This window comes from Janthinobacterium sp. ROICE36 (genome assembly GCF_002869965.1).
Taxonomy (GTDB): domain Bacteria; phylum Pseudomonadota; class Gammaproteobacteria; order Burkholderiales; family Burkholderiaceae_D; genus Janthinobacterium.
Genome location: NZ_PEBS01000016.1, coordinates 71,286 through 92,080 on the forward strand (window position 1 = coordinate 71,286; position 20,795 = coordinate 92,080).

Annotated in this window: 20 protein-coding genes; all 20 read right to left on the reverse strand. The window is 60.3% G+C overall.

Going from position 1 to position 20,795, the window contains the following annotated elements; all coding sequences use genetic code 11:
• Positions 1-13: 13 nt before the first annotated feature.
• The 20 genes from CSZ94_RS09215 to CSZ94_RS09310 all read right to left on the reverse strand — a co-directional run bounded on the left by CSZ94_RS09215 (position 14) and on the right by CSZ94_RS09310 (position 20,649).
• A complete protein-coding gene (locus CSZ94_RS09215; RefSeq protein WP_102121213.1) occupies positions 14-622 on the reverse strand; it encodes a TetR/AcrR family transcriptional regulator in 609 nt (202 codons plus the stop codon).
• 131 nt (positions 623-753) lie between these two features.
• Positions 754-2,157 (reverse strand): HdeD family acid-resistance protein, encoded by a 1,404-nt coding sequence (locus tag CSZ94_RS09220; RefSeq protein WP_102121214.1) that lies wholly within the window; start codon positions 2,155-2,157, stop codon positions 754-756.
• Positions 2,158-2,695: 538 nt separating this feature from the next.
• Entirely contained in the window at positions 2,696-3,475 is a 780-nt protein-coding gene (locus CSZ94_RS09225; RefSeq protein ID WP_102121215.1) for an enoyl-CoA hydratase, read from the reverse strand.
• Between the two features lie 72 nt (positions 3,476-3,547).
• Complete coding sequence (locus CSZ94_RS09230; protein ID WP_102121216.1) at positions 3,548-4,744, reverse strand: acetyl-CoA C-acyltransferase; 1,197 nt, start codon at positions 4,742-4,744, stop codon at positions 3,548-3,550.
• 58 nt (positions 4,745-4,802) lie between these two features.
• Positions 4,803-5,300: a PaaI family thioesterase gene (locus tag CSZ94_RS09235; protein ID WP_258000881.1), complete on the reverse strand. Its 498-nt coding sequence runs from the start codon at positions 5,298-5,300 to the stop codon at positions 4,803-4,805.
• Positions 5,301-5,311: 11 nt separating this feature from the next.
• Positions 5,312-7,711 (reverse strand): 3-hydroxyacyl-CoA dehydrogenase/enoyl-CoA hydratase family protein, encoded by a 2,400-nt coding sequence (locus CSZ94_RS09240; RefSeq protein WP_102121217.1) that lies wholly within the window; start codon positions 7,709-7,711, stop codon positions 5,312-5,314.
• Positions 7,712-7,725: 14 nt separating this feature from the next.
• Positions 7,726-9,516: an acyl-CoA dehydrogenase C-terminal domain-containing protein gene (locus CSZ94_RS09245; protein WP_102121218.1), complete on the reverse strand. Its 1,791-nt coding sequence runs from the start codon at positions 9,514-9,516 to the stop codon at positions 7,726-7,728.
• Between the two features lie 80 nt (positions 9,517-9,596).
• Positions 9,597-10,199 (reverse strand): TetR/AcrR family transcriptional regulator, encoded by a 603-nt coding sequence (locus CSZ94_RS09250; protein ID WP_102121219.1) that lies wholly within the window; start codon positions 10,197-10,199, stop codon positions 9,597-9,599.
• A 259-nt stretch (positions 10,200-10,458) separates the two neighbouring features.
• Positions 10,459-10,848, reverse strand: a complete 390-nt coding sequence (locus tag CSZ94_RS09255) for an RNA-binding S4 domain-containing protein (protein WP_102121220.1) — start codon at positions 10,846-10,848, stop codon at positions 10,459-10,461.
• Positions 10,845-12,008 (reverse strand): cardiolipin synthase ClsB, encoded by a 1,164-nt coding sequence (clsB, locus tag CSZ94_RS09260; RefSeq protein WP_102121221.1) that lies wholly within the window; start codon positions 12,006-12,008, stop codon positions 10,845-10,847. Before clsB ends, CSZ94_RS09255 begins: the two co-directional genes overlap by 4 nt.
• 9 nt (positions 12,009-12,017) lie before the next feature.
• A complete protein-coding gene (locus CSZ94_RS09265; protein WP_102121222.1) occupies positions 12,018-12,839 on the reverse strand; it encodes an endonuclease/exonuclease/phosphatase family protein in 822 nt (273 codons plus the stop codon).
• A 73-nt stretch (positions 12,840-12,912) separates the two neighbouring features.
• Complete coding sequence (locus tag CSZ94_RS09270) at positions 12,913-13,206, reverse strand: hypothetical protein (protein WP_102121223.1); 294 nt, start codon at positions 13,204-13,206, stop codon at positions 12,913-12,915.
• A 19-nt stretch (positions 13,207-13,225) separates the two neighbouring features.
• The gene (gene nudB, locus CSZ94_RS09275; protein ID WP_102121224.1) at positions 13,226-13,690 is read right to left on the reverse strand and encodes a dihydroneopterin triphosphate diphosphatase; all 465 of its coding nucleotides are present in this window, start codon (positions 13,688-13,690) and stop codon (positions 13,226-13,228) included.
• Between the two features lie 85 nt (positions 13,691-13,775).
• The gene (gene aspS, locus CSZ94_RS09280) at positions 13,776-15,572 is read right to left on the reverse strand and encodes an aspartate--tRNA ligase (RefSeq protein WP_102121225.1); all 1,797 of its coding nucleotides are present in this window, start codon (positions 15,570-15,572) and stop codon (positions 13,776-13,778) included.
• A gap of 69 nt (positions 15,573-15,641) precedes the next feature.
• Entirely contained in the window at positions 15,642-16,283 is a 642-nt protein-coding gene (locus tag CSZ94_RS09285; RefSeq protein WP_102121226.1) for a DUF502 domain-containing protein, read from the reverse strand.
• A gap of 35 nt (positions 16,284-16,318) precedes the next feature.
• Complete coding sequence (locus CSZ94_RS09290) at positions 16,319-16,627, reverse strand: FmdB family zinc ribbon protein (RefSeq protein ID WP_102121227.1); 309 nt, start codon at positions 16,625-16,627, stop codon at positions 16,319-16,321.
• 91 nt (positions 16,628-16,718) lie between these two features.
• A complete protein-coding gene (locus CSZ94_RS09295; protein WP_102121228.1) occupies positions 16,719-17,321 on the reverse strand; it encodes a methyltransferase in 603 nt (200 codons plus the stop codon).
• Positions 17,322-17,340: 19 nt separating this feature from the next.
• Positions 17,341-18,912, reverse strand: a complete 1,572-nt coding sequence (gene ubiB / locus CSZ94_RS09300) for a ubiquinone biosynthesis regulatory protein kinase UbiB (protein WP_102121229.1) — start codon at positions 18,910-18,912, stop codon at positions 17,341-17,343.
• Entirely contained in the window at positions 18,909-19,547 is a 639-nt protein-coding gene (locus tag CSZ94_RS09305) for a ubiquinone biosynthesis accessory factor UbiJ (RefSeq protein ID WP_258000884.1), read from the reverse strand. Before CSZ94_RS09305 ends, ubiB begins: the two co-directional genes overlap by 4 nt.
• 151 nt (positions 19,548-19,698) lie before the next feature.
• On the reverse strand, positions 19,699-20,649 hold the full coding sequence (locus CSZ94_RS09310) for a Tim44 domain-containing protein (RefSeq protein ID WP_102121231.1): 951 nt from the start codon (positions 20,647-20,649) through the stop codon (positions 19,699-19,701).
• Positions 20,650-20,795 lie beyond the last annotated feature (146 nt).

The window sequence follows — 20,795 nt, forward strand, 5'->3', positions numbered from 1 at the left end:
GCTTGCCGGCTGTCTATCGGTAGCTGTCCCGCGGCAGCTGCAACGTCGCCAGGGTCGCCCGCCAGGCCGTTTGCAAGGCGCTGGCGTCGCGCCGCAGCTTGGTCAGCATGGCCGCGCCCAACCACAACTGGTACAAGGTGGCGGCCATCTGCGCTGGATCGGCCACCGATGGCAGCGAATCGTCCACCCTGCCCCGCGCGATGGCCAGGGCCAGCCTGGCGATGATGCGGTGGGTGCCATCGAGCAGCGCGACGCGCATCGGTTCGGACATGTCCGCCACTTCGCTACTGAGCTTGACCACCAGGCAGCGGCAATCACAGCCACTACCGTCCAGGCTCTCACTGGTCCAGCTGGCCCAATACGCCATCAACGACTGCGCCGCGCTCTTGCCCGGCTGGCCCAGCACCACATCCATCTCGGCCAGGTAGCCGCTCACGTAATCTTCCAGCATCGCCTCGCCAAACAATTCCTTGGACTTGAAGTAATGGTAGAACGAACCCTTGGGCACGTCGGCGGCCGACAAAATCTCGTTCAGCCCCACGCCGGCAAAGCCCTTGCGCGTAATGATGGCCTTGCCCTGGTCGATAATGTGCTGGCGCACGTCGATGTATTCAGCTTTCATGCGATGCATTGTAGCACGATTAGACCAGTCGTCTAAGTCCAGATGATGGGCGTGTTTTGACATGCGTGGAAGGACTCTTCCCTCCCTTGAGAGCTGCCATCGCAACTGCAACGCCGGGGCCACGCATCACGCTAGTTGTCATGCATGGCGCACTCATCGCGCTTCTCACGAAGATCAATGGCAGCATGATCCTGGGCATGCCATTCGCGACGCAATTGCACCATCCTGTTGCAGGCGGTTCTCGCCAATTTCCACCAGGCGAACGGACGCGGATCGGCCAGCATACTGAGCGCTCTGGCATAATCCAAGGTCAGACCGGGGGTCCACGCCATCGTCACGGCACGCTTGCGGATCTGAGCGGCAACCCACAGCTCCGGCGTCGCCAGGATACGGAAAAAAACGCTCCAACCTGCGCGCTGTGCATATAGGCGGCCAACGGCACCGTCGATAGCAGCTTCCAATGCCCGGGCTACCGTACTGGAACAATTACGATGCGTAAGATTGTAAGTCGTATCGCTGCGATACCGTCGCCAGAAATCCTGCAACTGGCGCGGGTCGTAATTGCGGATACGGACCTGGACGGTTGACGGGCACCATGCCTTGGATTCTGTCGCATAATCGGGCTGGAATATGCCCGGCACATCATTCTCACTGGTGGCGCGCAGCAGGCGTCCGAAATCGTCCGGCGAACGGTCGATCTCTACTCGCGGGTACAGGCTGATATAAATACCCTCCGGCGTTTCCAATGCAGCATGCCCGGTAGAGATCACGCCGTTGACATCGATCGCGGCGATATAGCGATCGACAAGCGGATAATTATGCGTCGGCGACTTGGCTGAACCGACCGGCGTCCAGACATGCACCGTCAGCGCCTGTTCATGCTCAGCTGGAGGACCTTCCCATTCCACTTGCGTGAATGCAGAAGCAAGGTGCTCATGCGGCTGCACGGCGGAATGCTCTGCTTCCGACCGGGCCGGATTCGCGCCCATGCGGCGAACACGGGCGGCCAGCCCAATCAAGTTGACGCCGCCAAAAATCAGAAACAAACCCAGGCAATACGGTAGTGTTCCCACATAATGCGTCGGATAGGGCTGATAAAAGAAGATTGCCAGCAGAATCTCTGCCATGCCCCAGGAAAAGGCCACGCGCCAGCGACGATAGCGGACCATGTAGGCGGCGATGCACTGTATCAGTCCGTCGGCGAGAAACAGCGTTCCAAAAATCATCGATAACAAGAAATTGCCATGGTGATGGCCGGCGAAGATAAGCATCGCCGCCAGCACCACAGCGCAGCCTTTCACGTATCGCAAGATGCGCTGGCCGCCGACGCCGGTCCATGCCACAGCCAGCGTTGCCAGGCCTTCGACCAGGAACAGGTAAGCAAAAAAATGGATCGGAAAGTACAAGGCATTGTCGAGCGCGTCGATAAAGATGATCACCCCTGCGAGCAGCCATATCAAGCCAATTGACAAAATACTGCGCCAGCGCTCGCGTAAATATTCGACACCCAATAGCAGCAATACCAAGCGAATCATGAATGCTCCTCCTGTTATTGCCTGCAGCAGCAATACTCGTTAACAAGGACCATGGGCTCTCCATCATTTGAGAATGGTTGTGTCGAAATTAATCGAATAGTGTTAAAAGTCTCGCATAAGTTGAGAGTAATTAACAGCATTAAATCGGTTCGCACACTTCGCCACGCATGCAATTGTCGCCAGTATTTTGCCAGGGGCCATTGATAGGGCGCCGCGAAGAACCATTTTGTGGGGCGTGAGCATTTGAATCAGGGGCGACTTCAATCGCCTACATCACCGCTTTGCCCAGCATTCAGGCTGGATTGGCAACAAAGGTCGCGGCGATGCATCGGCAGTCATGCCTTAGTTTGTCGCTACTGCAGGCTCAAGGTGCACGTTTCGCCCGGCCAGAAAACCGCTCCATGCACCGAGAACGGCAATGACGGATGCGAGCAACAATGGCGTGGACCAGCCCCCAAACAGATCGTGTAATCCGCCCAACATCATGGGCCCTGCAGCAGCCATCAAATAGCCTATGCACTGTGACATGCCTGTCAGCTTAGGCAAACTTCTTGAAATCCGGCTTCCTCTTTTCAAAGAAGGCCGTAAATGCTTCCTTCGCTTCGGCGCCGCCCAGCATGGCGCTGAACAGCTTGTTTTCTTCCACGATGGCCGCCTTCATCGGTTCCATGCGGCTTTGCTTCATCAGGCGCTTGGTGGCGCGGATGGAGGCGGCTGGCAGGGCCACCAGCTTGGCAGCCTGGCCTTGCGCGAACGTCATCAATTCATACAGGGGCACGACCTTCGATACCAGGCCCATTTCCAGCGCTTCCTGTGCGGGGAACGCTTCGCCCAGCATCAGTTTTTCCGCCGCGCGCGGGTAGCCGGCCAATTGCGTGAGCAGCAGGCTGGAGCCAAACTCCGGGCACAGTCCCAGTTGCGTGAACGGAATCGAGAAGCTGGCATTGTCGGCCGCATAGACCAGGTCGCAGTGCATCAGCAAGGTGGTGCCAATGCCGATGGCGGGGCCGGAGACGGCGGCCACCACGGGCTTGCTGCTGCCGTACAGCGCGCGCATGAACTGGAACACGGGACGGTCATGGTCGAGCGAGCCATCCTTCGGCCGCGCCGTCTTCATGAAATCATCGAGATCGTTGCCCGCCGTGAAAATCTCGCGCTTGCCGCAGATCAGGATGGCGCGCACGGCGTCGTCCGTCTCAGCCGCCACCAGCGCATCGGCCAGGGTCTGGTACATGGCGCCCGTGATGGCATTCTTGCGTTCCAGGCGGTTGAATTCCAGGGTGAGGATGCCCTCGCTCTTGCTGCACAAAATATCCATGTCGTCTCCAAATGATAAAGGGCGCCGGGGTAGTCCCAAAGCGCCCTGTTTTATTGCTTTAGCCCGCCAAACTTATACGCGCTCAAAAATTCCGGCAGCGCCCATGCCGGCGCCCACGCACATCGTGACCATGCCGTACTTCTGCTTGGTGCGCTGCAGCGCGTGGATCACGGTGGCCGCGCGGATGGCACCGGTGGCGCCCAGCGGATGGCCCAGGGCGATCGCGCCGCCCATCGGGTTGACCTTCGATGGGTCCAGGCCCAGGTCGCCGATGACGGCCAAGGCTTGCGCGGCAAACGCTTCGTTCAGCTCGATCCAGTCCAGCTGGTCTTGCGTGATGCCGGCGGCGGCGCAGGCTGCAGGAATGGCGAATTTAGGACCGATGCCCATGATTTCCGGCGGCACCCCGCGCACGGCGAACGAAGAGAATTTCGCCAACGGGGTCAGGTTATGCTCGCGCAGGATTTTTTCGCTGACGATCAAGAGCGCACCGGCGCCGTCGGACATCTGCGAGCTGTTGGCGGCCGTGACGGTGCCCTTGGCGGCAAACACGGGTTTGAGTTTGCCCAGCGACTCCATCGACGAATCGGCGCGCGCGCCTTCGTCGGTGTCGACGGTGCGGCGCGTCACATCAACTTGGCCGGTAGCCAGGTTCGGCGTGCGCGTGATGATTTCCACGGGCGTCGTTTCAGCCTTGAAGAAACCGGCTTGCTGCGCGGCGATGGCGCGGCGGTGTGATTCAACGGAGAACGCGTCCTGCTGTTCGCGCGACACTTTCCATTGCTGCGCCACTTTCTCGGCCGTCAGGCCCATGCCGTAGGCCATGCCGATATTTTCATCGCTGAACATGTCCAGGTTCATCGACGGGTGGTGGCCCATCATCGGCACCATCGACATCGATTCGATGCCGCCGGCGATCATCACGTCGACTTCGCCCACGCGAATGCGGTCGGCCGCCATGGCGATGGCCGTGATGCCGGAAGCGCAGTAACGGTTAACGGTAACGCCGCCCACGGTTTTCGGCAAGCCGGCCAGCAGCACCGAGTTACGCGCGATATTGAAGCCTTGCTCCGCTTCCGGGAACGAGCAGCCGATGATGGCATCGGTGATCAGGGCCGGATCGAGGCCAGGCGCTTGCGCCAGGGCCGATTGCAGCACGCGCACCAGCAGGTCGTCCGGGCGGGTATTTCTGAACATGCCGCGCGGCGCCTTGCCGATCGGGGTGCGGGTTGCAGAGACGATGTAAGCGTCTTGAAGTTGTTTGCTCATTTTGTTCTTTCAAAGATGTTGAACGAAGTTCGTGTACTGTCGAATGTCCGGGACTGCCCTATCGCTTCTGCGACAAATACCAGTCCACCGTCACCTGTGCCGCCAGCGTGCCCTCAAAGTCGAAGATATCGACTTCCACGGGAAACGCCACCTTGCCGTCCTGCGCCAGCTGCGCCTTCAAGGCAGCCAGGTCGCCCGGCACGCGGCCTTCGGCGCGCGTCGCGCCCCGGGCCAGCTTCTGGTAGGCGATACGCGACTCCTTGGCCACCGGGCGCAAGCCCAGTATCAGCTCGGCGAAGCCGCCAGCCATGGCCGCGCCGGAAGCCGTTTCGGCCAGCGTAAACAAGGCACCCGCATGCTGCGTGCCCAGGTGATTATGCAGTTTGGGATCGTCCGGCAGCGACACCATCGAGGTGCCGGCGCCGATGTCGTCGATGCTGATCCCCAGCAGCCGCACGAAGGGCAAGGTGTCCATCATCTGTTGTTTGATACGCTCATACACCATGCTTGGCCTCACGCGCAGCAGTACTTTAAAAACGAGTGACAGGATCGTCATCGACGTTGTGCTTAGTTGCGTACCGGCTTACCGGTTTGCATCATGCCCATGATCCGTTCCTGGGTTTTCGGATGGTTCAACAGTTCCAGGAATGCCTTGCGTTCCATATCCAGCAGCCACTGTTCGCTGACGAAACTGCCCTGGTCCACGTCGCCGCCCGATACGATCTCGGCGATCATCTCGCCCAGCTTGAAATCGTGCGCCGAAATGAAGCCGCCGTCGCGCATGTTGACCAGCTGCGCCTTGATGGTGCCCCAGCCGTAACGGCCCGTGACCTGGATCAGCGACGGCAGTTGCGGACGGAAGCCCGCATCGAACATGGCGCGCGCTTCGACCTTGGCCACGTGCAGCAGCTCGTAGGCGTTGAACACGATCACGTCGTCTTCTTTCAGGTAGCCCATCTTCTTCGCTTCCAGCGCCGATTTCGACACGTTGGCGGTGGCTGCATTGGTGAAGCCCGTTTTCAGGAATTGCAGGATGTCGTTACCCTTGGCTTCCTTGTAGGCGCGCTGCGCCGCTTCTTTCAAGCCGCCGCCGGCAGGAATCAGGCCGACGCCCACTTCCACCAGACCGATGTAGGACTCGATCGAGGCCACGCGCTTCGAGGAATGCAGCGCCAGCTCGCAACCGCCGCCCAGGGCCAGACCCGCAACTGCGGCGATCACCGGCACGTTCGCGTATTTCAGCGACATGAAGGTGTTTTGCAGCTCGGCGATGATAGGATCGACGGCTTTCACGCCGCCTTGCATGAACGCTGGCAGGGCCGATTGCAGGTCGGCGCCGGCCGAGAAGGCACCGCCTTCGGCTGCGTCCGCGTGCCAGATCACCAGCCCTTTAAAGTTCTTTTCGGCTTCGGCCAATGCCAGTTTCAGGCCATTGATGACGCCTTCGCCGATCACATGCATCTTGGTCTTGAACGAGATGATCAATACATCGTCGCCCGTATGCCAGACGCGCACGGATTCGTCTTCGAAGACGGTGGTGCCGGCGGTCTTGCCGTCGATGGCGCCGCTGCCCAGGACGGGCGCGCGGAACGGCTGGCGGTCATACACCGACAGGGACGAACGGGGCACGAAGCTGTTCGACACGGCGGAGTAGGAACCTTCCGGCGTGTGTACGCCGCCTGCCTCAGCGACAGGACCTTCGAAGACCCAGGCTGGCAGCGGTGCGTTGCACAGCGCGTGGCCTGCGTCGATGTCTTCCTTGACCCAGTTGGCCACTTGCAGCCAGTTCGATGCCTGCCACGTTTCAAACGGACCGACGTTCCAGCCGAAGCCCCAGCGCATAGCGAAATCGATGTCGCGCGCATTGTCGGCCACGGTATCCAGATGAATGGCGATGTAGTGGAAAGCGTCGCGGAAGATCGCCCACAGGAACTGGCCTTGTGGATTCGTCGATTCGCGTAGCGCCTTCATCTTCTTGACCGGATCCTTTTCTTTCAAGATGCGGGCGATGATGTCGGCAGCCTTGGCGCCGCCGGCCACGTATTCACCGGTGGCGAAATCGAGGCGTTGAATTTCCTTGCCGACCTTTTTGTAGAAGCCGGCGCCGCTCTTCTGGCCCAGCGCGCCCTTCTCCACCAGCTGCGCCAGCACGGCCGGCGTCTTGTAGACGGCAGCGAAGGGATCGTTCGGCAGGTAATCCTGCATGGTCTTGATGACATGGCCCATGGTATCGAGGCCGACCACGTCCGCCGTGCGGAAGGTGCCCGACTTGGCGCGGCCCAGCTTGGAGCCCGTCAGGTCATCGACGACGTCCACGGACAGACCGAATTTCTCGGCTTCGTGCACGATGGCCAGGATGCCGAACACGCCAACGCGGTTGGCGATGAAGTTCGGCGTATCCTTGGCGCGCACGACACCCTTGCCCAGGGTGGTGGTCAAAAAGCCTTCCAACTGGTCGGCGATTTCAGGCTTGGTGAACTCGGTCGGGATGATCTCGACCAGGTGCATATAGCGCGGTGGATTGAAGAAGTGCACGCCGCAATAGCGCGATTTCAGGTCGGCGTCGATGCCTTCGGCCAGCTTGGTGATCGACAGGCCCGAGGTGTTCGAGGCGAAGATCGCGTTCGGGCCGATGTGCGGTGCGACCTTTTGATACAGGTCGTGTTTCCAGTCCATGCGCTCGGCGATGGCTTCGATGATCAGGTCGCAACCGGCCAGCAGGTCCAGGTTGTCTTCGTAGTTGGCTACCTGGATCAGCGATGCGTCATCCTTGTTGCCCAACGGCGCAGGCGACAGCTTTTTCAGGTTCTCGATGGCGCGCAGCACGATGCCATTCTTTGGTCCTTCTTTTGCAGGCAAGTCGAACAGCACGACCGGCACTTTCGCGTTGATGCAATGGGCGGCGATCTGCGCGCCCATCACGCCGGCGCCGAGGACGGCTACTTTTTTAACGATGAAATTGGTCATATTTTCCTCAAGTCTTAGAACAGGTCTGCGTCGAGTGCCATCAGGTTGGCCGAACCGGAACGCGCCTGACGGATCAGGGTTGCCGTTTCAGGCTGCAAGCGGGCGAAGTAGAAACGTGCGGTAGCCAGTTTGGCGGTATAGAACTTGTCGCCGCTGGATTCTTTTTCGAGGGCGATCTTGGCCATCTGCGCGAACAAGTAGCTGTAGATCATGTGGCCGACGACACGCAGGTATGGCACGCATGCCGCGCCCACTTCGTCAGGATTCTGGAAGGCTTTCATGCCGATTTCCATGGTCAGCTTGGTGACTTTGTCGCCCAGGTCGCCCAGTGGGGTGACGAATTCGCTCATCGCTTCATCGGTGCCGTTGTCTTCGACAAACGCCTTGATCTTTTCGCCGAACTTGCGCAGCTTGGCGCCGTTGTCGCCGAGGATCTTGCGGCCCAGCAGGTCCAGCGACTGGATCGTGTTCGTGCCTTCGTAGATCATGTTGATGCGCGCGTCACGCACATACTGCTCCATGCCCCACTCCGAGATGTAACCGTGGCCGCCGAACACTTGCATCGCTTCCGAGGTGGCGATCCAGGCGTTGTCGGTAATGAAGGCCTTGATGACAGGGGTCAGCAGCGCCACTTCGTCAGCGGCTTCCTTGCGCACGTCGGCGTCAGGGTGGTGCAGTTCGCGGTCGATCTGCAGCGCCACGTAGGAAGTGAAGGCGCGCGCGCCTTCGGCATAGGCTTTGCCCGTCAACAGCATGCGGCGCACGTCAGGGTGCACGATGATGCGGTCGGCCGGCAGTTCCGGGTTCTTGATGCCGGACAGCGAACGCATTTGCGTGCGGTCCTTGGCGTAGATCAGCGCGTTCTGGTAAGCGATTTCCGTCAGGCCCAGCGACTGCATGCCCACGCCCAGGCGGGCCGCGTTCATGAAGACGAACATGGCGTTGAGGCCCTTGTTCGGCTGGCCGATGATCCAGCCTTTTGCGCCGTCCAGGTTCATCTGGCAGGTCGAATTGCCGTGGATGCCCATTTTTTCTTCGATGGCGCCGCAGGTGATCGGATTGCGCTCGCCGACCGTGCCGTCCACGTTCGGCAGGAATTTCGGCACCAGGAACAGCGAGATGCCTTTCGAGCCTTCCGGCGCGTCCGGCACGCGGGCCAGCACCAGGTGCAGGATGTTTTCCGCCATGTCGTGCTCGCCGGCCGAGATGAAGATCTTGTTGCCGGTGATGGTCCAGGAACCGTCTGCCTCAGGCAGCGCTTTCGAGCGCAGCATGCCCAGATCCGTGCCACAGTGCGGTTCGGTCAGGCACATGGTGCCTGTCCATTCGCCCGACACCAGTTTCGGCAGATACACTTCCTTCTGGTGGTCGGTGCCGTGTTCCTTCAGGCACTCGTAGGCGCCATGCGACAAGCCCGGGTACATGGACCAGGCCTGGTTCGACGAGTTCAGCATTTCATAGAACGAATTGTTCAGCACAACCGGCAAGCCCTGGCCGCCGTATTCGGGATCGCAAGCCAATGCCGCCCAGCCGCCTTCGACGTACTGCTTATACGCTTCCTTGAAACCTTTAGGCGTGGTCACGCTTTTCGTGACGGGATCGTGGTGGCAGCCTTCGCGGTCGCCGGAGTGATTCAGGGGGAACAAGACTTCGGAAGTGAACTTGCCACCCTCTTCCAGTACCTGGTTGATGATATCGGCGTCGACGTCGGCGTACGACGGCATTTGCTTCAGTTCTTCTGCCACTTGCAGGAACTCATGCAGAACGAATTGCATATCCCGGATTGGCGCGACGTATTGACCCATAATTTTTCTCCTGAAGGCGTTTAGCTAAAGTGTTGTACTTGTGAACTGCGTGTGCGTTGTTGCGGATACTGCCTGACGGCTTATTTGCTTGTTACAGAATTCTGGTACGACGCCAGCAAACGGACAAATCCTGCCTGCGCCCGTTCGATGCTGCCCGGCACGCGCAGGAAGCGCGCATCGTGGTGCAGGGCCAGGATCAGGCCATATATCTCGTACACCAACTGCTGGGCATCCGTGTCCGCTTTCAGGTCGCCCGTGACGATCGATTGCTCGACACAGCGCAGCAACGCGCCCTGCCAGGCCTGCACCATGGCCACCAGGGAGTCGCGGATGGGGCCGGGACGGTCGTCATACTCGACGGCGCCGCTGATATAGATGCAGCCGGAAGCGATCTCTACGCTGACCCGCTTGACCCAGCGCGCAAACATCGATTGCAATCGCTGAATGCCGCGTGGTTCTTTCATGCTAGGGAAAAAGACTTCTTGCTCGAAACGATAGTGGTAGAGCTTCAGCACTTCCATCTGCAAGTCTTCGCGCGAACCAAAGTGGGCAAACACGCCCGACTTGCTCATGTTCATTTTGTCCGCAAGCAGCCCTATGGTCAGGCCTTCCAGGCCGTCGCGACTGGACAGGTCCAGCGCCACGTCGAGGATGGCTGCACGGGTCAGTTCGCCCTTGCGCATGAATTTGACTGAAGTATTCAAGAGGTCCGTTCTAAAAGTGATGTTGCCGATCTGGCGGATGGGAGCGCGGGCAAAAAAAAAGCACGCTCCAAAAAAATCCGAACGCTCGTACTATTATCCACTCCCACCTAAAAGTCAAACGGGAACTTTAGAGCCGGCGTTCTATTGGTGCAGCGCAGCATTTTTTAGCTATGCGTTTGTAGCGATTTCAGGCGGACAAAAGCGTCGCGCGCCCTTGCCTGACAGCAACAAGCGCGCCTCAGGAAAGGTCGCCTGCCTTGCTCAGCTGACGGCGGTCGCGCTTGGTCGGCCGCCCCTTGATGGTGGTGCCCGGCTCGCGGAACAGCTTGCGCTCCTCGGCCAGCTGCTCGCGACGGGCAATGCTGGCCGGCGTTTCGTCATACAACAAACGCGCCACGCTTGCCGCGCCGCGCTTGTCGGACAGGCCCAGCACAGCCACTTCCCACGTTTCCGCGCCATTGTCGATGGCCAGCGCGTCGCCCACGCGCAGGCTGCGCGCCGGTTTCACGCGCTCGCCACCCACTTTTACCTTGCCCGTGTCGATGGCCTCGCTGGCCAGCGAGCGCGTCTTGAAGAAACGCGCCACCCACAGCCATTTGTCCAGCCTTACCGTTGTCATCTCGTTCATGCGTACTTGCCTACTGAAAAAATGCGCATCACCAGCCGGTACACGAGGAAGGCGGCTTCGTAGCCGATGCGCCGGACACGGCCGATGTGCTTGAAATCATCCTGGTGAATGACGATGCCGTCGGCCACGCCCTGCTCGATATGCTGGCGCAAGCTTTGCGCGAACGCCACGTCCTTGATGACGACGTTCGCCTCCTGGTTCAGGAACAGGCTCAGCGCGTCAATATTGCTCGAACCCACTGTCGCCCAGTCATCGTCGACGACGGCCACCTTGGCGTGCAGCTGCGTCTTGCGGTATTCGACGATTTTCACGCCGGCAGCCAGCAGTTTCGGATAAAACGAGTGCGCCACGGCATCCTGCATGCGGAACTCGCCCACGCCGATCAACAGCACCACGTCGACGCCCCGCTGGGCCGCCTGGGCCAGGGCGTGGCGCAGCTTGTGCCCGGGCGCGAAATACGGGTTGGCCAGCATCACGCTCTTGCGCGCCTGGCCCAGCGCCTGCAGGTAGGCGCGCTGGATGGTGCGGCGATTACGCAGGTTGTCGCGCACGACAAAGCCGGCCATGACAGGGTTTTTCGCCAGCTCCTTGCTGACCACGCGCATCTTGCGGTACAGCTTGATACGCCGCACCAGGTTCATCTTGCCCAGTCTGGCCCATTGCGCCTGCACTTCCTCATGGATGGCATCCACCAGCGGGCCCTTCACCTGCACGGCGAAATCCCAGCGCGGCGCTTCCAGGCTGATGTTGTGGTCGTAGTCGCAAAACATGTCGTCGTTGATATTGATGCCGCCCACCAGGGCGATCTCGCCATCGGCCACGCAAATCTTGCGGTGCGTGCGCGTGACGCCGCGCCGAAACCACGGATTGAAGATGCGATGGTGCACGCCGGCCGCCTCCAGCTGCGCATGCATGGCTTTCACGCGGCGATTGCCTGTGCCGAACCAGTCCGTAATCATGCACACCAGCACGCCGCGCGCGGCGGCACGTTTGAGCGCATCGAGCACCAGGGTGCCCGTGGCGTCGTCGGCAAAGATATATGTTTCGAAATAGACTTCCGAGCGGGCACCGTCGATGGCGGCTATCAGCGCAGGAAAGTAATCGGTGCCGCAATACAGCAGCTGGATGTCGTTGTGGGCGATGAAATTGACTGTGCGCATGCCGGCAGTCTACGCGAGTTTCAACGCGGCAACTATCGGCGCGTGGTCCGACAATTTTGCCCACAGGGTACCATGCATCACTTGCGCACCTTCTACCTGGAAACCGCGCACATAGATGCGGTCCAGCCGGAACCACGGCAAGGCGGCGGGAAAGGTGCGCGCCGGTACGGGCACCGGCGTTTTCGTCTGGCGCCGCGCCAGGGTGCGCACCAAGTCGCCCAGGGCCGAGTTCGACGCCCGCTGGTCGAACACTTCCACCACCCCGAGCGCATTGCGCAGCTTGTCGCTGAGCGTGTTGCGCCAGTCGTTGAAATCGCCGGCGATGATGACGGGTTCGCCGTTCGGCGCCGATTCCATGACGGCGTCGATCAGCGCCTGCGTCTGACGCCCGCGTCCCGATTCGAACAGGCCCAAGTGCACCACATAGCAGTGCACATCAGCCTGCGGCGTCTTGAGCACGCAATGCAAAATGCCGCGCTGCTCGTAAGCATGGTCGGAGACGTCGTGGTTGGTTTGTGAGGCGATGGGAAACTTGCTCAGCAAGGCGTTGCCGTGGTGACCATGGTCGTACACGGCATTCATGCCGTAGGCGGAATGGTGTTCGGCGCCGGCAAAGAATTCATGCTGCGACGCTTCCGGCCAATGCTTGTGGCCGTTGTTCTCGGCGCCATAGCGGGCCGCATTGCGGTCATGCTTGCCTTGCACTTCCTGCAAAAAGACGACATCGGCATTGAACAGGGCAATCGCCTGTTTTAAAGCATGCACCCTGGGCAAGCCTCGCACGGAGGAGACACCCTTGTGGATATTATAAGTTGCTACGCGGATTTTCATGCCTTGATTCTACTCCCAGACAGGCCCCGCGCGGCGGCAGCGTAGGTGCGCGTGCGCACCTAAACGCGCACAATCACGCCAGCATGCGCCCCACGCCTGCCGTCACGCTGACGATCAGCGCGGTAATGCCGGCCGCCCAGACGATCTTGACCAGCAAGGGTGCGCCGCGCCAGGCCACGGTACGCTTGCCCTTGACAAAGGCGCCAGGATGCAGCAGCCAGCCGATCGCCATCAGCGGCATGCCGATGGGCGGCGTGCGGCCAGGCACGGTGGAGCTCAACAGCAGAAAAATGAAGCACAGGCAAAAAGCGATGCCCAGGGTGCCCAGCAGTTTTTGCTGCGCAGTCAAATGTAACCAGTTCAACATGGATGGCTTTCTAGGGAAATCAGGTGGGGCGCGCCAAGCCCGTCATGGCCGGCAATTGCAAAATCGCTTCCGCGTTGGACGACGAGAAACAGCGGTCGGCCGCCGCCAGATACGGCAGCCACGCGTATTGCAGATGTTCGCGAGGGCTCAGGGTGATGGCGATGTCGCGCGGTACTTGCACGCTGAACACGTGTTCCGTGTTGCGCGTCACGCCGGGCGCATAGCGGTGGCGCCAGATCGGGTAAATCTCGTACACATTCGACAAGTTCCAGTCGCGCAGCGCGATGTGCTGTCCATCGACGACGATGCCGGTTTCCTCGCACAATTCGCGCGCGGCCGTCTGCAACAGCGCTTCGTCGACGGCGTCGACGGAACCCGTCACGGATTGCCAGAAACCAGGCTGGCCTGCGCGCTCGATCAGCAAGACGTCCAGATCAGCCGTATGGATGACGACCAGCACGGAAACGGGAATTTTATCAGTCATATCAAGAATGAAAAAGGCGCCTCGTCAGCGCCTCTTTTTGCATAGCATTATCAAACAGCGGCCGCCGCAGCGGCCGCATGCTGCATTACGCTACTTTAGGCTCGGCGCCGCGCAAACGGATGTGCAGTTCGCGCAGTTGCTTCTCGTCCACTTCCGACGGCGCTTGTGTCAGCAGACACTGGGCGCGCTGGGTTTTCGGGAAGGCGATCACGTCGCGGATCGAATCGGAACCCGTCATCATGGTCACGATACGGTCCAGGCCGAATGCCAGGCCGCCATGCGGTGGCGCGCCGTATTGCAGGGCGTCAAGCAGGAAGCCGAACTTCAGCTGCGCTTCTTCGGCATCGATCTTCAGTGCACGGAAGACCTTGCTTTGGACTTCTTCGCGGTGGATACGGATCGAACCGCCACCCAGTTCCCAGCCGTTCAAGACCATGTCGTAGGCCTTGGCGATGCAGGCGCCCGGATCGCTTTCCAGCATGTCTTCATGGCCGTCTTTCGGCGCCGTGAACGGATGGTGAGTCGCCGTCCAGCGGTCCGCTTCTTCGTCGTGCTCGAACATCGGGAAGTCGACTACCCACAATGGCTTCCACACGTCCTCGAACAGGCCGGCTTTCTTGCCGAACTCGCTGTGACCGATTTTCACGCGCAGCGCGCCGATGGCGTCGTTGACGACCTTGGCCTTGTCCGCGCCGAAGAAGATCAGGTCGCCGTCTTGCGCGCCCGTCTGCTCGAGTATCGTGGCCAGCACGTCGGCAGGCAGGAACTTGACGATCGGCGACTGCAAGCCTTCAGGGCCCTTGGCTTTCTCGTTGACCTTGATGTAAGCCAAGCCCTTGGCGCCGTAGATGGCGACAAATTGCGTGTAAGCATCGATTTCCGAACGCGGCATGCTGCCGCCCTGCGGTACGCGCAGGGCCACCACGCGGCCACCCTTCATGTTGGCGGCGCCGTTGAAGACCTTGAATTCGACCGTTTTCATCACTTCGGTCAAGTCCGTGAAGGCCAGCTTGACGCGCATGTCCGGCTTGTCGGAACCGTACAGGCCCATCGCTTCGGCGAAATCCATCACCGGGAACGGGTTCGGCAAGTCGATGTTCAGGGTATTTTTGAAGACGACGCGTATCATGTCTTCGAACAGGTCGCGGATTTCCTGCTCCGTCAGGAACGAGGTTTCGCAATCGATCTGCGTGAATTCAGGCTGGCGGTCAGCGCGCAAGTCTTCGTCGCGGAAGCACTTGGTGATCTGGTAGTAACGGTCGAAGTTGGCGACCATCAACAGTTGCTTGAACAACTGTGGCGATTGCGGCAAGGCGAAGAAGCTGCCCGCGTTGACGCGCGACGGCACCAGGTAATCGCGCGCGCCTTCTGGCGTGGACTTGGTCAGCATCGGCGTTTCGATGTCGATGAAGCCCAGCGCGTCGAGGTATTTGCGCACTTCCATCGTCACCTTGTAGCGCAGGCGCAGGTTGTTCTGCATTTGCGGGCGGCGCAGGTCCAGTACGCGGTGCGTCAGACGCGTGGTTTCCGACAGGTTGTCGTCATCGAGCTGGAACGGCACAGGCACGGAAGGGTTCAGCACTTCCATTGCCGAGCAGACCACTTCGATCTTGCCCGACTTCAGGTTGTTGTTGATGGTGCCGTCGATACGGCTGGTCACGACGCCCGTCACGCGCAGGCAGAATTCGTTGCGCACGGCTTCGGCGACCTTGAACATTGCCGCTTGTTCCGGGTTGCAGACGATTTGCACCAGGCCTTCACGGTCGCGCAAGTCGATGAAAATCAGGCTGCCGTGGTCGCGGCGGCGATGTACCCAGCCGCACAGGCTGACGGTTTGTCCCAGCATGGCTTCGGTAACGAGGCCGCAGTATTCAGTACGCATAGACATAAAATTCTCAGTTCAGGTTAGTGAGTGTTCAATCCGGCCACGTCCCGCATGGGACGCCTGCCTTTATTCTTTGGCTGCCGGGGCCGTTACAGCAACAACTTCCGCAGGCGCCACTACGCCCATCGAGACGATATATTTGAGCGCCGCATCGACACTCATGTCGAGTTCGACGACATCGCTGCGCTTCATCATCAGGAAAAATCCTGACGTCGGGTTGGGCGTGGTCGGCACATACACGCTGACATAGTCACCCACCAGGTAATTCTTCACGTCGCCGCCCGGCACGCCGGTCAGGAAAGCAATGGTCCAGGAATTCTGGTGCGGATACGGCACCAGCACGGCCTTGCGGAAAGCATTGCCCGACGAGGAAAACAAGGTATCGGACACTTGCTTGACGCTCGAATACAGGGAATTGACGATGGGTATGCGTTGCAGCAATTTTTCCCACAGTTTTACCACGTAATTGCCGACCAGGTTATTCGTCAGCAAGCCCGTGAAGAAAACGATCAGTACCGTCAATACCGTGCCCAGACCGGGAATGGTGCTCAGCGCGGGAACCTGACGGCCGAACCATACGCTAGGCTGCGTACTGCCGGGCACCAGCAACAGCGACTGGTCCATCGTGCTGATTACCAGATTCAAGACCCAGGCGGTAATGGCCAGGGGAACCAAAATCAGTAATCCGGTGATAAAGTATTTACGCATCGGTTTCTCGGTAATGGAGTGGCGCGGCGCGCTTTTCAATCCGCTTTCGGCGCAGCGGCAGCCGGGGCGGACGCCGGCGCCGCAGCAGGCGCGCTCTCGGTGGCCGGGGCAGGCTTGGCGTTATCGGCCGGGGCGGTCGGAATGGCCGTGGTGGGCGGCGTGCCGCCGCGGAAATCGGTCGCGTACCAGCCAGTACCCTTCAATTGGAAACCGGCGGCCGTCAATTGTTTCTTGAAACTGGGCTTGCCGCACGACAGGCACACCGTCAGTACTGGATCGGAGATCTTTTGCAAGACATCCTTGGCAAAACCACACTCGTCACAACGGTAAGCGTAAATCGGCATCTCTACTCCGAGAAAATCATCAAAAACCCTGAATTATAAAGCTTTTCCGCCTTTCCCAGCGGAAAATGCCCGCTCGCTCAGCCTGTCAGGCTCAGTCCGCCCGGCGGCGCCAGCGCATCCAGCGCTCCTTGCCCGCGAAGACGGCAATGGAATCGTCCACGGCCTCATCGGCCAGGCAGTCGAAATGCGGTGCCAGCAAGGCCTGTAATTGCTCACGCGACATGCCGAACGGCGGCCCCTTGACATTGTCGTCAAAGAAAAAGTAACCGGCCAGCATGGCGCCTGGCGCCAGCAGCTGCGCCCAACGGGCCGCCACTTGCGGCCACATGGCGCGCGGCATGGCGCACAGGAAGGCCCGCTCATAGATCAGGTCCAGCGGCGCTTCGGGCTGCCAAGCGAAGAAATCAGCTTCCTCCACCTGGCCTGCCCGCTCGCCAAGCTGCCCCCGTGCGGCGGCCACGGCGGCCGGCGAAAAGTCGATGGCCGTGGCATGCCAGCCGTGATCGAGCATGAAGGCCAGCTCATACGCGGAGCCGCAGCCGGGAATCAGGCAGCGCAGCGGCGCCGGGCTGCCGGCAACGAAGCGGCGCAAATGCGTGGGCACGCCGCCGTGGTCCCAGGGCGTAAATTGCTTCTCGAAACGCTCGTCCCAGAAGGCGGGCGAGAGCGGATCGCGGTTATGAAAGTCAGCCATCACTTACGTCCTCAGCCAGTTAAAACGGCAATTGATGCCAGCGCATGAACACTTGCAAGCCCAGCGCGCCGAGGGCGAAGGCGCCCACGAAGTAAACGATAAAGCTCAGCAAGCGGTTCGTCTGGCGTTGCTCTGCCAGCAAGGTTTTCATCAATTCCACGTCGTTTTCGCGCGGTTCGCCATGCACCGTCAAGGCCTGGTGCAGCAAACGCGGCAGTTGCGGGAAGATGTGCGCATAACGGGGCGCCTCGGCGCGCAAGCGCTCCATGAAGCCTTGCGGCCCCACCTGGTTGCTCATCCATTTTTCCAGATAAGGCTTGGCCGTTTGCCACAAGTCCAGTTCCGGGTCCAACTGGCGACCCAGGCCCTCGATATTGAGCAGGGTCTTTTGCAACAGTACCAGTTGCGGCTGCACTTCCACGTTGAAGCGGCGCGAAGTCTGGAACAGCCGGAGCAAAACTTGCCCAAAAGAAATATCTTTCAGCGGACGGTCGAAGATCGGCTCGCAGCAGGCGCGCACGGCCGCTTCCAGTTCATCGACGCGCGTGTCTTTCGGCGCCCAGCCCGATTCGATGTGCGCCTCGGCCACGCGCTTATAGTCGCGGCGGAAGAAGGCGAGGAAGTTTTGCGACAGATAATCCTTGTCGTAGTCGTTCAGGGTGCCCACGATGCCGAAATCGAGCGCGATGTAGCGGCCAAACGATTCGGGGGCTATCGACACGAGAATATTACCCGGGTGCATATCCGCATGGAAAAAGCCGTCGCGGAACACTTGTGTGAAGAAAATCTCCACGCCATCGCTGGAGAGTTTTCGCAAATCCACGCCGGCCGCCACCAGGCGCTCGGTCTGCGACACGGGAATGCCAACCATGCGTTCCATGACGATGACGCTGCTGGAGCAATAATCCCAGTGCATTTCCGGCACCAGCAGCAAGTCCGAGTTGGCAAAGTTGCGGCGCAACTGGCTGGCGTTGGCCGCCTCGCGCATCAGGTCCAGTTCGTCGTGCAGGTATTTGTCGAACTCGCCCACCACTTCCTTGGGTTTCAGGCGCTTGCTGTCGGCCCACAGGCGACTGGTCCAGTCGGCGGCGATGTGCATCAGCGCCACGTCTTCGTCAATCAGCTTTTTCATGCCTGGACGCAAGACCTTCACGGCCACCTCGCGACCGTCTTTCAGGGTGGCGAAGTGCACCTGGGCAATAGAGGCGGACGCCACTGGCTCGCGCTCGAAGCGGGCAAACAGTTGATCCGGGTGTGCGCCGAGAGACTTGACGATCTGCGCGATGGCCAGGTCGGAATCGAAGGGCGGCACGCGGTCTTGCAGGTGCGCCAGTTCTTCGGCGATGTCGGGCGGCATCAGGTCGCGCCGGGTCGACAGCACCTGGCCGAATTTCACGAAAATAGGCCCCAGCTCTTCCAGCGCCAGGCGCAGGCGCAAGCCCCGTGGCGACGACAGGTCGCGCCAGAAAATCAGGGTGTCGATCAATTTGGCGGTGCGGGGAACTTGCAGACCAGAAATCGCTATCTCATCCAGACCGTACTTGATGGAAACACGGATGATTTTAAACAGGCGCAGGAATTTCAATATCATGTAGACAGATCCGGTGTGGGAGACAAAGGCTGGAGGGCGGCGGCCGCCTTTTCCAGCCGGGCAAGGCGCTTGGCCAGGCGTTCGACGTCATCGCGCACGCGCGTCACGCCTGCGGAATACGCTTGCAGGGTAGAAGGACGGATCAGCATGGGCTGTTCATCGATAAAATATTCGGCCACGTTTTCCGCCAGCTTTTGCTGGCCCGTGCGCACAAAAGCGGCAGCATCTTTGGCCCCGGAAACAAGGCGCGTGGCCAGCATGGGACCGACTACCTTTTCCAGGTCGTGCTCGGCTTCCCAGCGCAAACCCTTGCTCAGTTGCGAAATCGCATTGGCAAATTCGGCATCGCCTTCGATTTTCACATACGAAAACGCCCGCTCGCGGTGTTGCAGGATCAGCGGTACATCGGACAATTTGACGCGGATGGTGACGTTGGCCGGCATATCGGCCGGCGCCGCTTCCAGCATGCCGGCGCTGTCGACGCGCAGGCGCAAGGCCACGGCGCCCGTGTCGATGCACGCCAGTTTGCCCGCATGCACGGCCAGCTGCTGGCGCGCCCACGGCTCCTGCGCCAGCAAATGGTTGATTGTCGCGATGACGGGCGTCATCAAGGAGAGATCGGAAAGTGTTGCCATCATGTGCTTGCGCGCCAAACGCGCCCCTAAAAATAAAGAACCGCCCGTAAAACAACGTGGGCGGTTTCGATCTTACCAGTTCAGCAGGAAATATCTGTCAAGCATCCTGCATTGCGCATGGACTTAAGCCATTATTCAGCAATTTTGACAATTAATTCAATTGCTGGATGCCTGCCAATACCCAGCCGCTGTTGCCGCTGACGGGTTTCGACATATTCCATACTTCCGCGAACGGTTCCGCTGCCGCACCCGGCGCCGAACGGATCAGGCCCGTAAACTTCACGCTGGCCAGGTAGTCGTTGACGCTCGTCTCGATCCCCAACAGTTCGGCATCGATGGTGACGACATCGGTAAAGTCCGGCTGCGCGCCCCGTTCCTGGATTTGCATGCGCAGTTCCGCATACACTTCCGGCGACGTGAATTCGCCGATATCGTTGACGTCCGCCTTGTCCCAGGCCGCTTGCAAGCGAATGAAATTGCTTTTCGCGTGACGCAGGAAGGCTTCCTTGTCGAAGTCGCTTGGCACGCCCCAGGGCGCGGCAGCCGGTGCCGGGACCGGCTTATCCAGGCCTACGCCGGACGAGACAGGCTGCAGCGGCGGCAGCGGTGGAATGCCCGCACCGATGTCGGGCACATTGCCGGCCGGCGCCGGCTGGTTGCCGAAGCCGGCGAACGGCGCATTGCCAGAGTTAGCATTGCTGTCGCGCTTGCCGCGCACCATGCGATAGATGAAGAAGGCCGCGCCGGCCAGCAAGGCCACCATCAGCAGGGTGCTGATCATGCTGGCCAGGGCGCCGCCCAGGCCGAAATGCGACAGCAGCGCGCCCAGGCCCAAGCCCAGCAAGGCGCCGCCCAGCAAGCCCTTCCAGCGGCTCGGTGCCTTGGCGGCAGGGGCCGGTGCAGGGGCTGGTGCAGCTTGCGCCTGGCGTGGCGCGGCAGCCGGTGCCGGGGTCGGCGCCGGTGCGGGAGCCTGGCGGCCCACGTTTTGCGACTGGCGGCCAAACGAACGGCCACCGCCCATGGGACGGGCCAGCGCCTCGCCCAGCATGGATAGCGTGGTCGCGGCCAGCATCATGCCGACCATCAATTTCTTCAATTTCATTCCATCTCCTAAAATCACCGTAACTGTTCAGCATGAGCAGTGTTTCAAAAAACAGTTGTAAACCTTTTCAAACCGGCTCATCATGCTGTCATGGCAAAAAAACGTACCCCTCCCGATCTCTCCGCCCTGACGCGCGGTGAGCTTGA

Bases quoted from the DNA above. Each gene is read 5' to 3' on its own strand.
- nudB (WP_102121224.1), bottom strand. From the start codon at position 13,690: ATGACTGATAAAATTCCCGTTTCCGTGCTGGTCGTCATCCATACGGCT.
- ubiB (WP_102121229.1), bottom strand. From the start codon at position 18,912: ATGATATTGAAATTCCTGCGCCTGTTTAAAATCATCCGTGTTTCCATC.
- CSZ94_RS09220 (WP_102121214.1), bottom strand. From the start codon at position 2,157: ATGATTCGCTTGGTATTGCTGCTATTGGGTGTCGAATATTTACGCGAG.
- CSZ94_RS09290 (WP_102121227.1), bottom strand. From the start codon at position 16,627: ATGCCGATTTACGCTTACCGTTGTGACGAGTGTGGTTTTGCCAAGGAT.
- CSZ94_RS09295 (WP_102121228.1), bottom strand. From the start codon at position 17,321: ATGGCTGACTTTCATAACCGCGATCCGCTCTCGCCCGCCTTCTGGGAC.
- CSZ94_RS09240 (WP_102121217.1), bottom strand. From the start codon at position 7,711: ATGACCAATTTCATCGTTAAAAAAGTAGCCGTCCTCGGCGCCGGCGTG.
- CSZ94_RS09215 (WP_102121213.1), bottom strand. From the start codon at position 622: ATGAAAGCTGAATACATCGACGTGCGCCAGCACATTATCGACCAGGGC.
- CSZ94_RS09255 (WP_102121220.1), bottom strand. From the start codon at position 10,848: ATGAACGAGATGACAACGGTAAGGCTGGACAAATGGCTGTGGGTGGCG.
- CSZ94_RS09270 (WP_102121223.1), bottom strand. From the start codon at position 13,206: ATGTTGAACTGGTTACATTTGACTGCGCAGCAAAAACTGCTGGGCACC.
- CSZ94_RS09250 (WP_102121219.1), bottom strand. From the start codon at position 10,199: ATGCGCAAGGGCGAACTGACCCGTGCAGCCATCCTCGACGTGGCGCTG.
- CSZ94_RS09305 (WP_258000884.1), bottom strand. From the start codon at position 19,547: ATGGCAACACTTTCCGATCTCTCCTTGATGACGCCCGTCATCGCGACA.
- CSZ94_RS09230 (WP_102121216.1), bottom strand. From the start codon at position 4,744: ATGAGCAAACAACTTCAAGACGCTTACATCGTCTCTGCAACCCGCACC.
- CSZ94_RS09285 (WP_102121226.1), bottom strand. From the start codon at position 16,283: ATGCGTAAATACTTTATCACCGGATTACTGATTTTGGTTCCCCTGGCC.
- CSZ94_RS09225 (WP_102121215.1), bottom strand. From the start codon at position 3,475: ATGGATATTTTGTGCAGCAAGAGCGAGGGCATCCTCACCCTGGAATTC.
- CSZ94_RS09310 (WP_102121231.1), bottom strand. From the start codon at position 20,649: ATGAAATTGAAGAAATTGATGGTCGGCATGATGCTGGCCGCGACCACG.
- CSZ94_RS09265 (WP_102121222.1), bottom strand. From the start codon at position 12,839: ATGAAAATCCGCGTAGCAACTTATAATATCCACAAGGGTGTCTCCTCC.
- CSZ94_RS09245 (WP_102121218.1), bottom strand. From the start codon at position 9,516: ATGGGTCAATACGTCGCGCCAATCCGGGATATGCAATTCGTTCTGCAT.
- aspS (WP_102121225.1), bottom strand. From the start codon at position 15,572: ATGCGTACTGAATACTGCGGCCTCGTTACCGAAGCCATGCTGGGACAA.
- clsB (WP_102121221.1), bottom strand. From the start codon at position 12,008: ATGCGCACAGTCAATTTCATCGCCCACAACGACATCCAGCTGCTGTAT.
- CSZ94_RS09235 (WP_258000881.1), bottom strand. From the start codon at position 5,300: ATGACGATCCTGTCACTCGTTTTTAAAGTACTGCTGCGCGTGAGGCCA.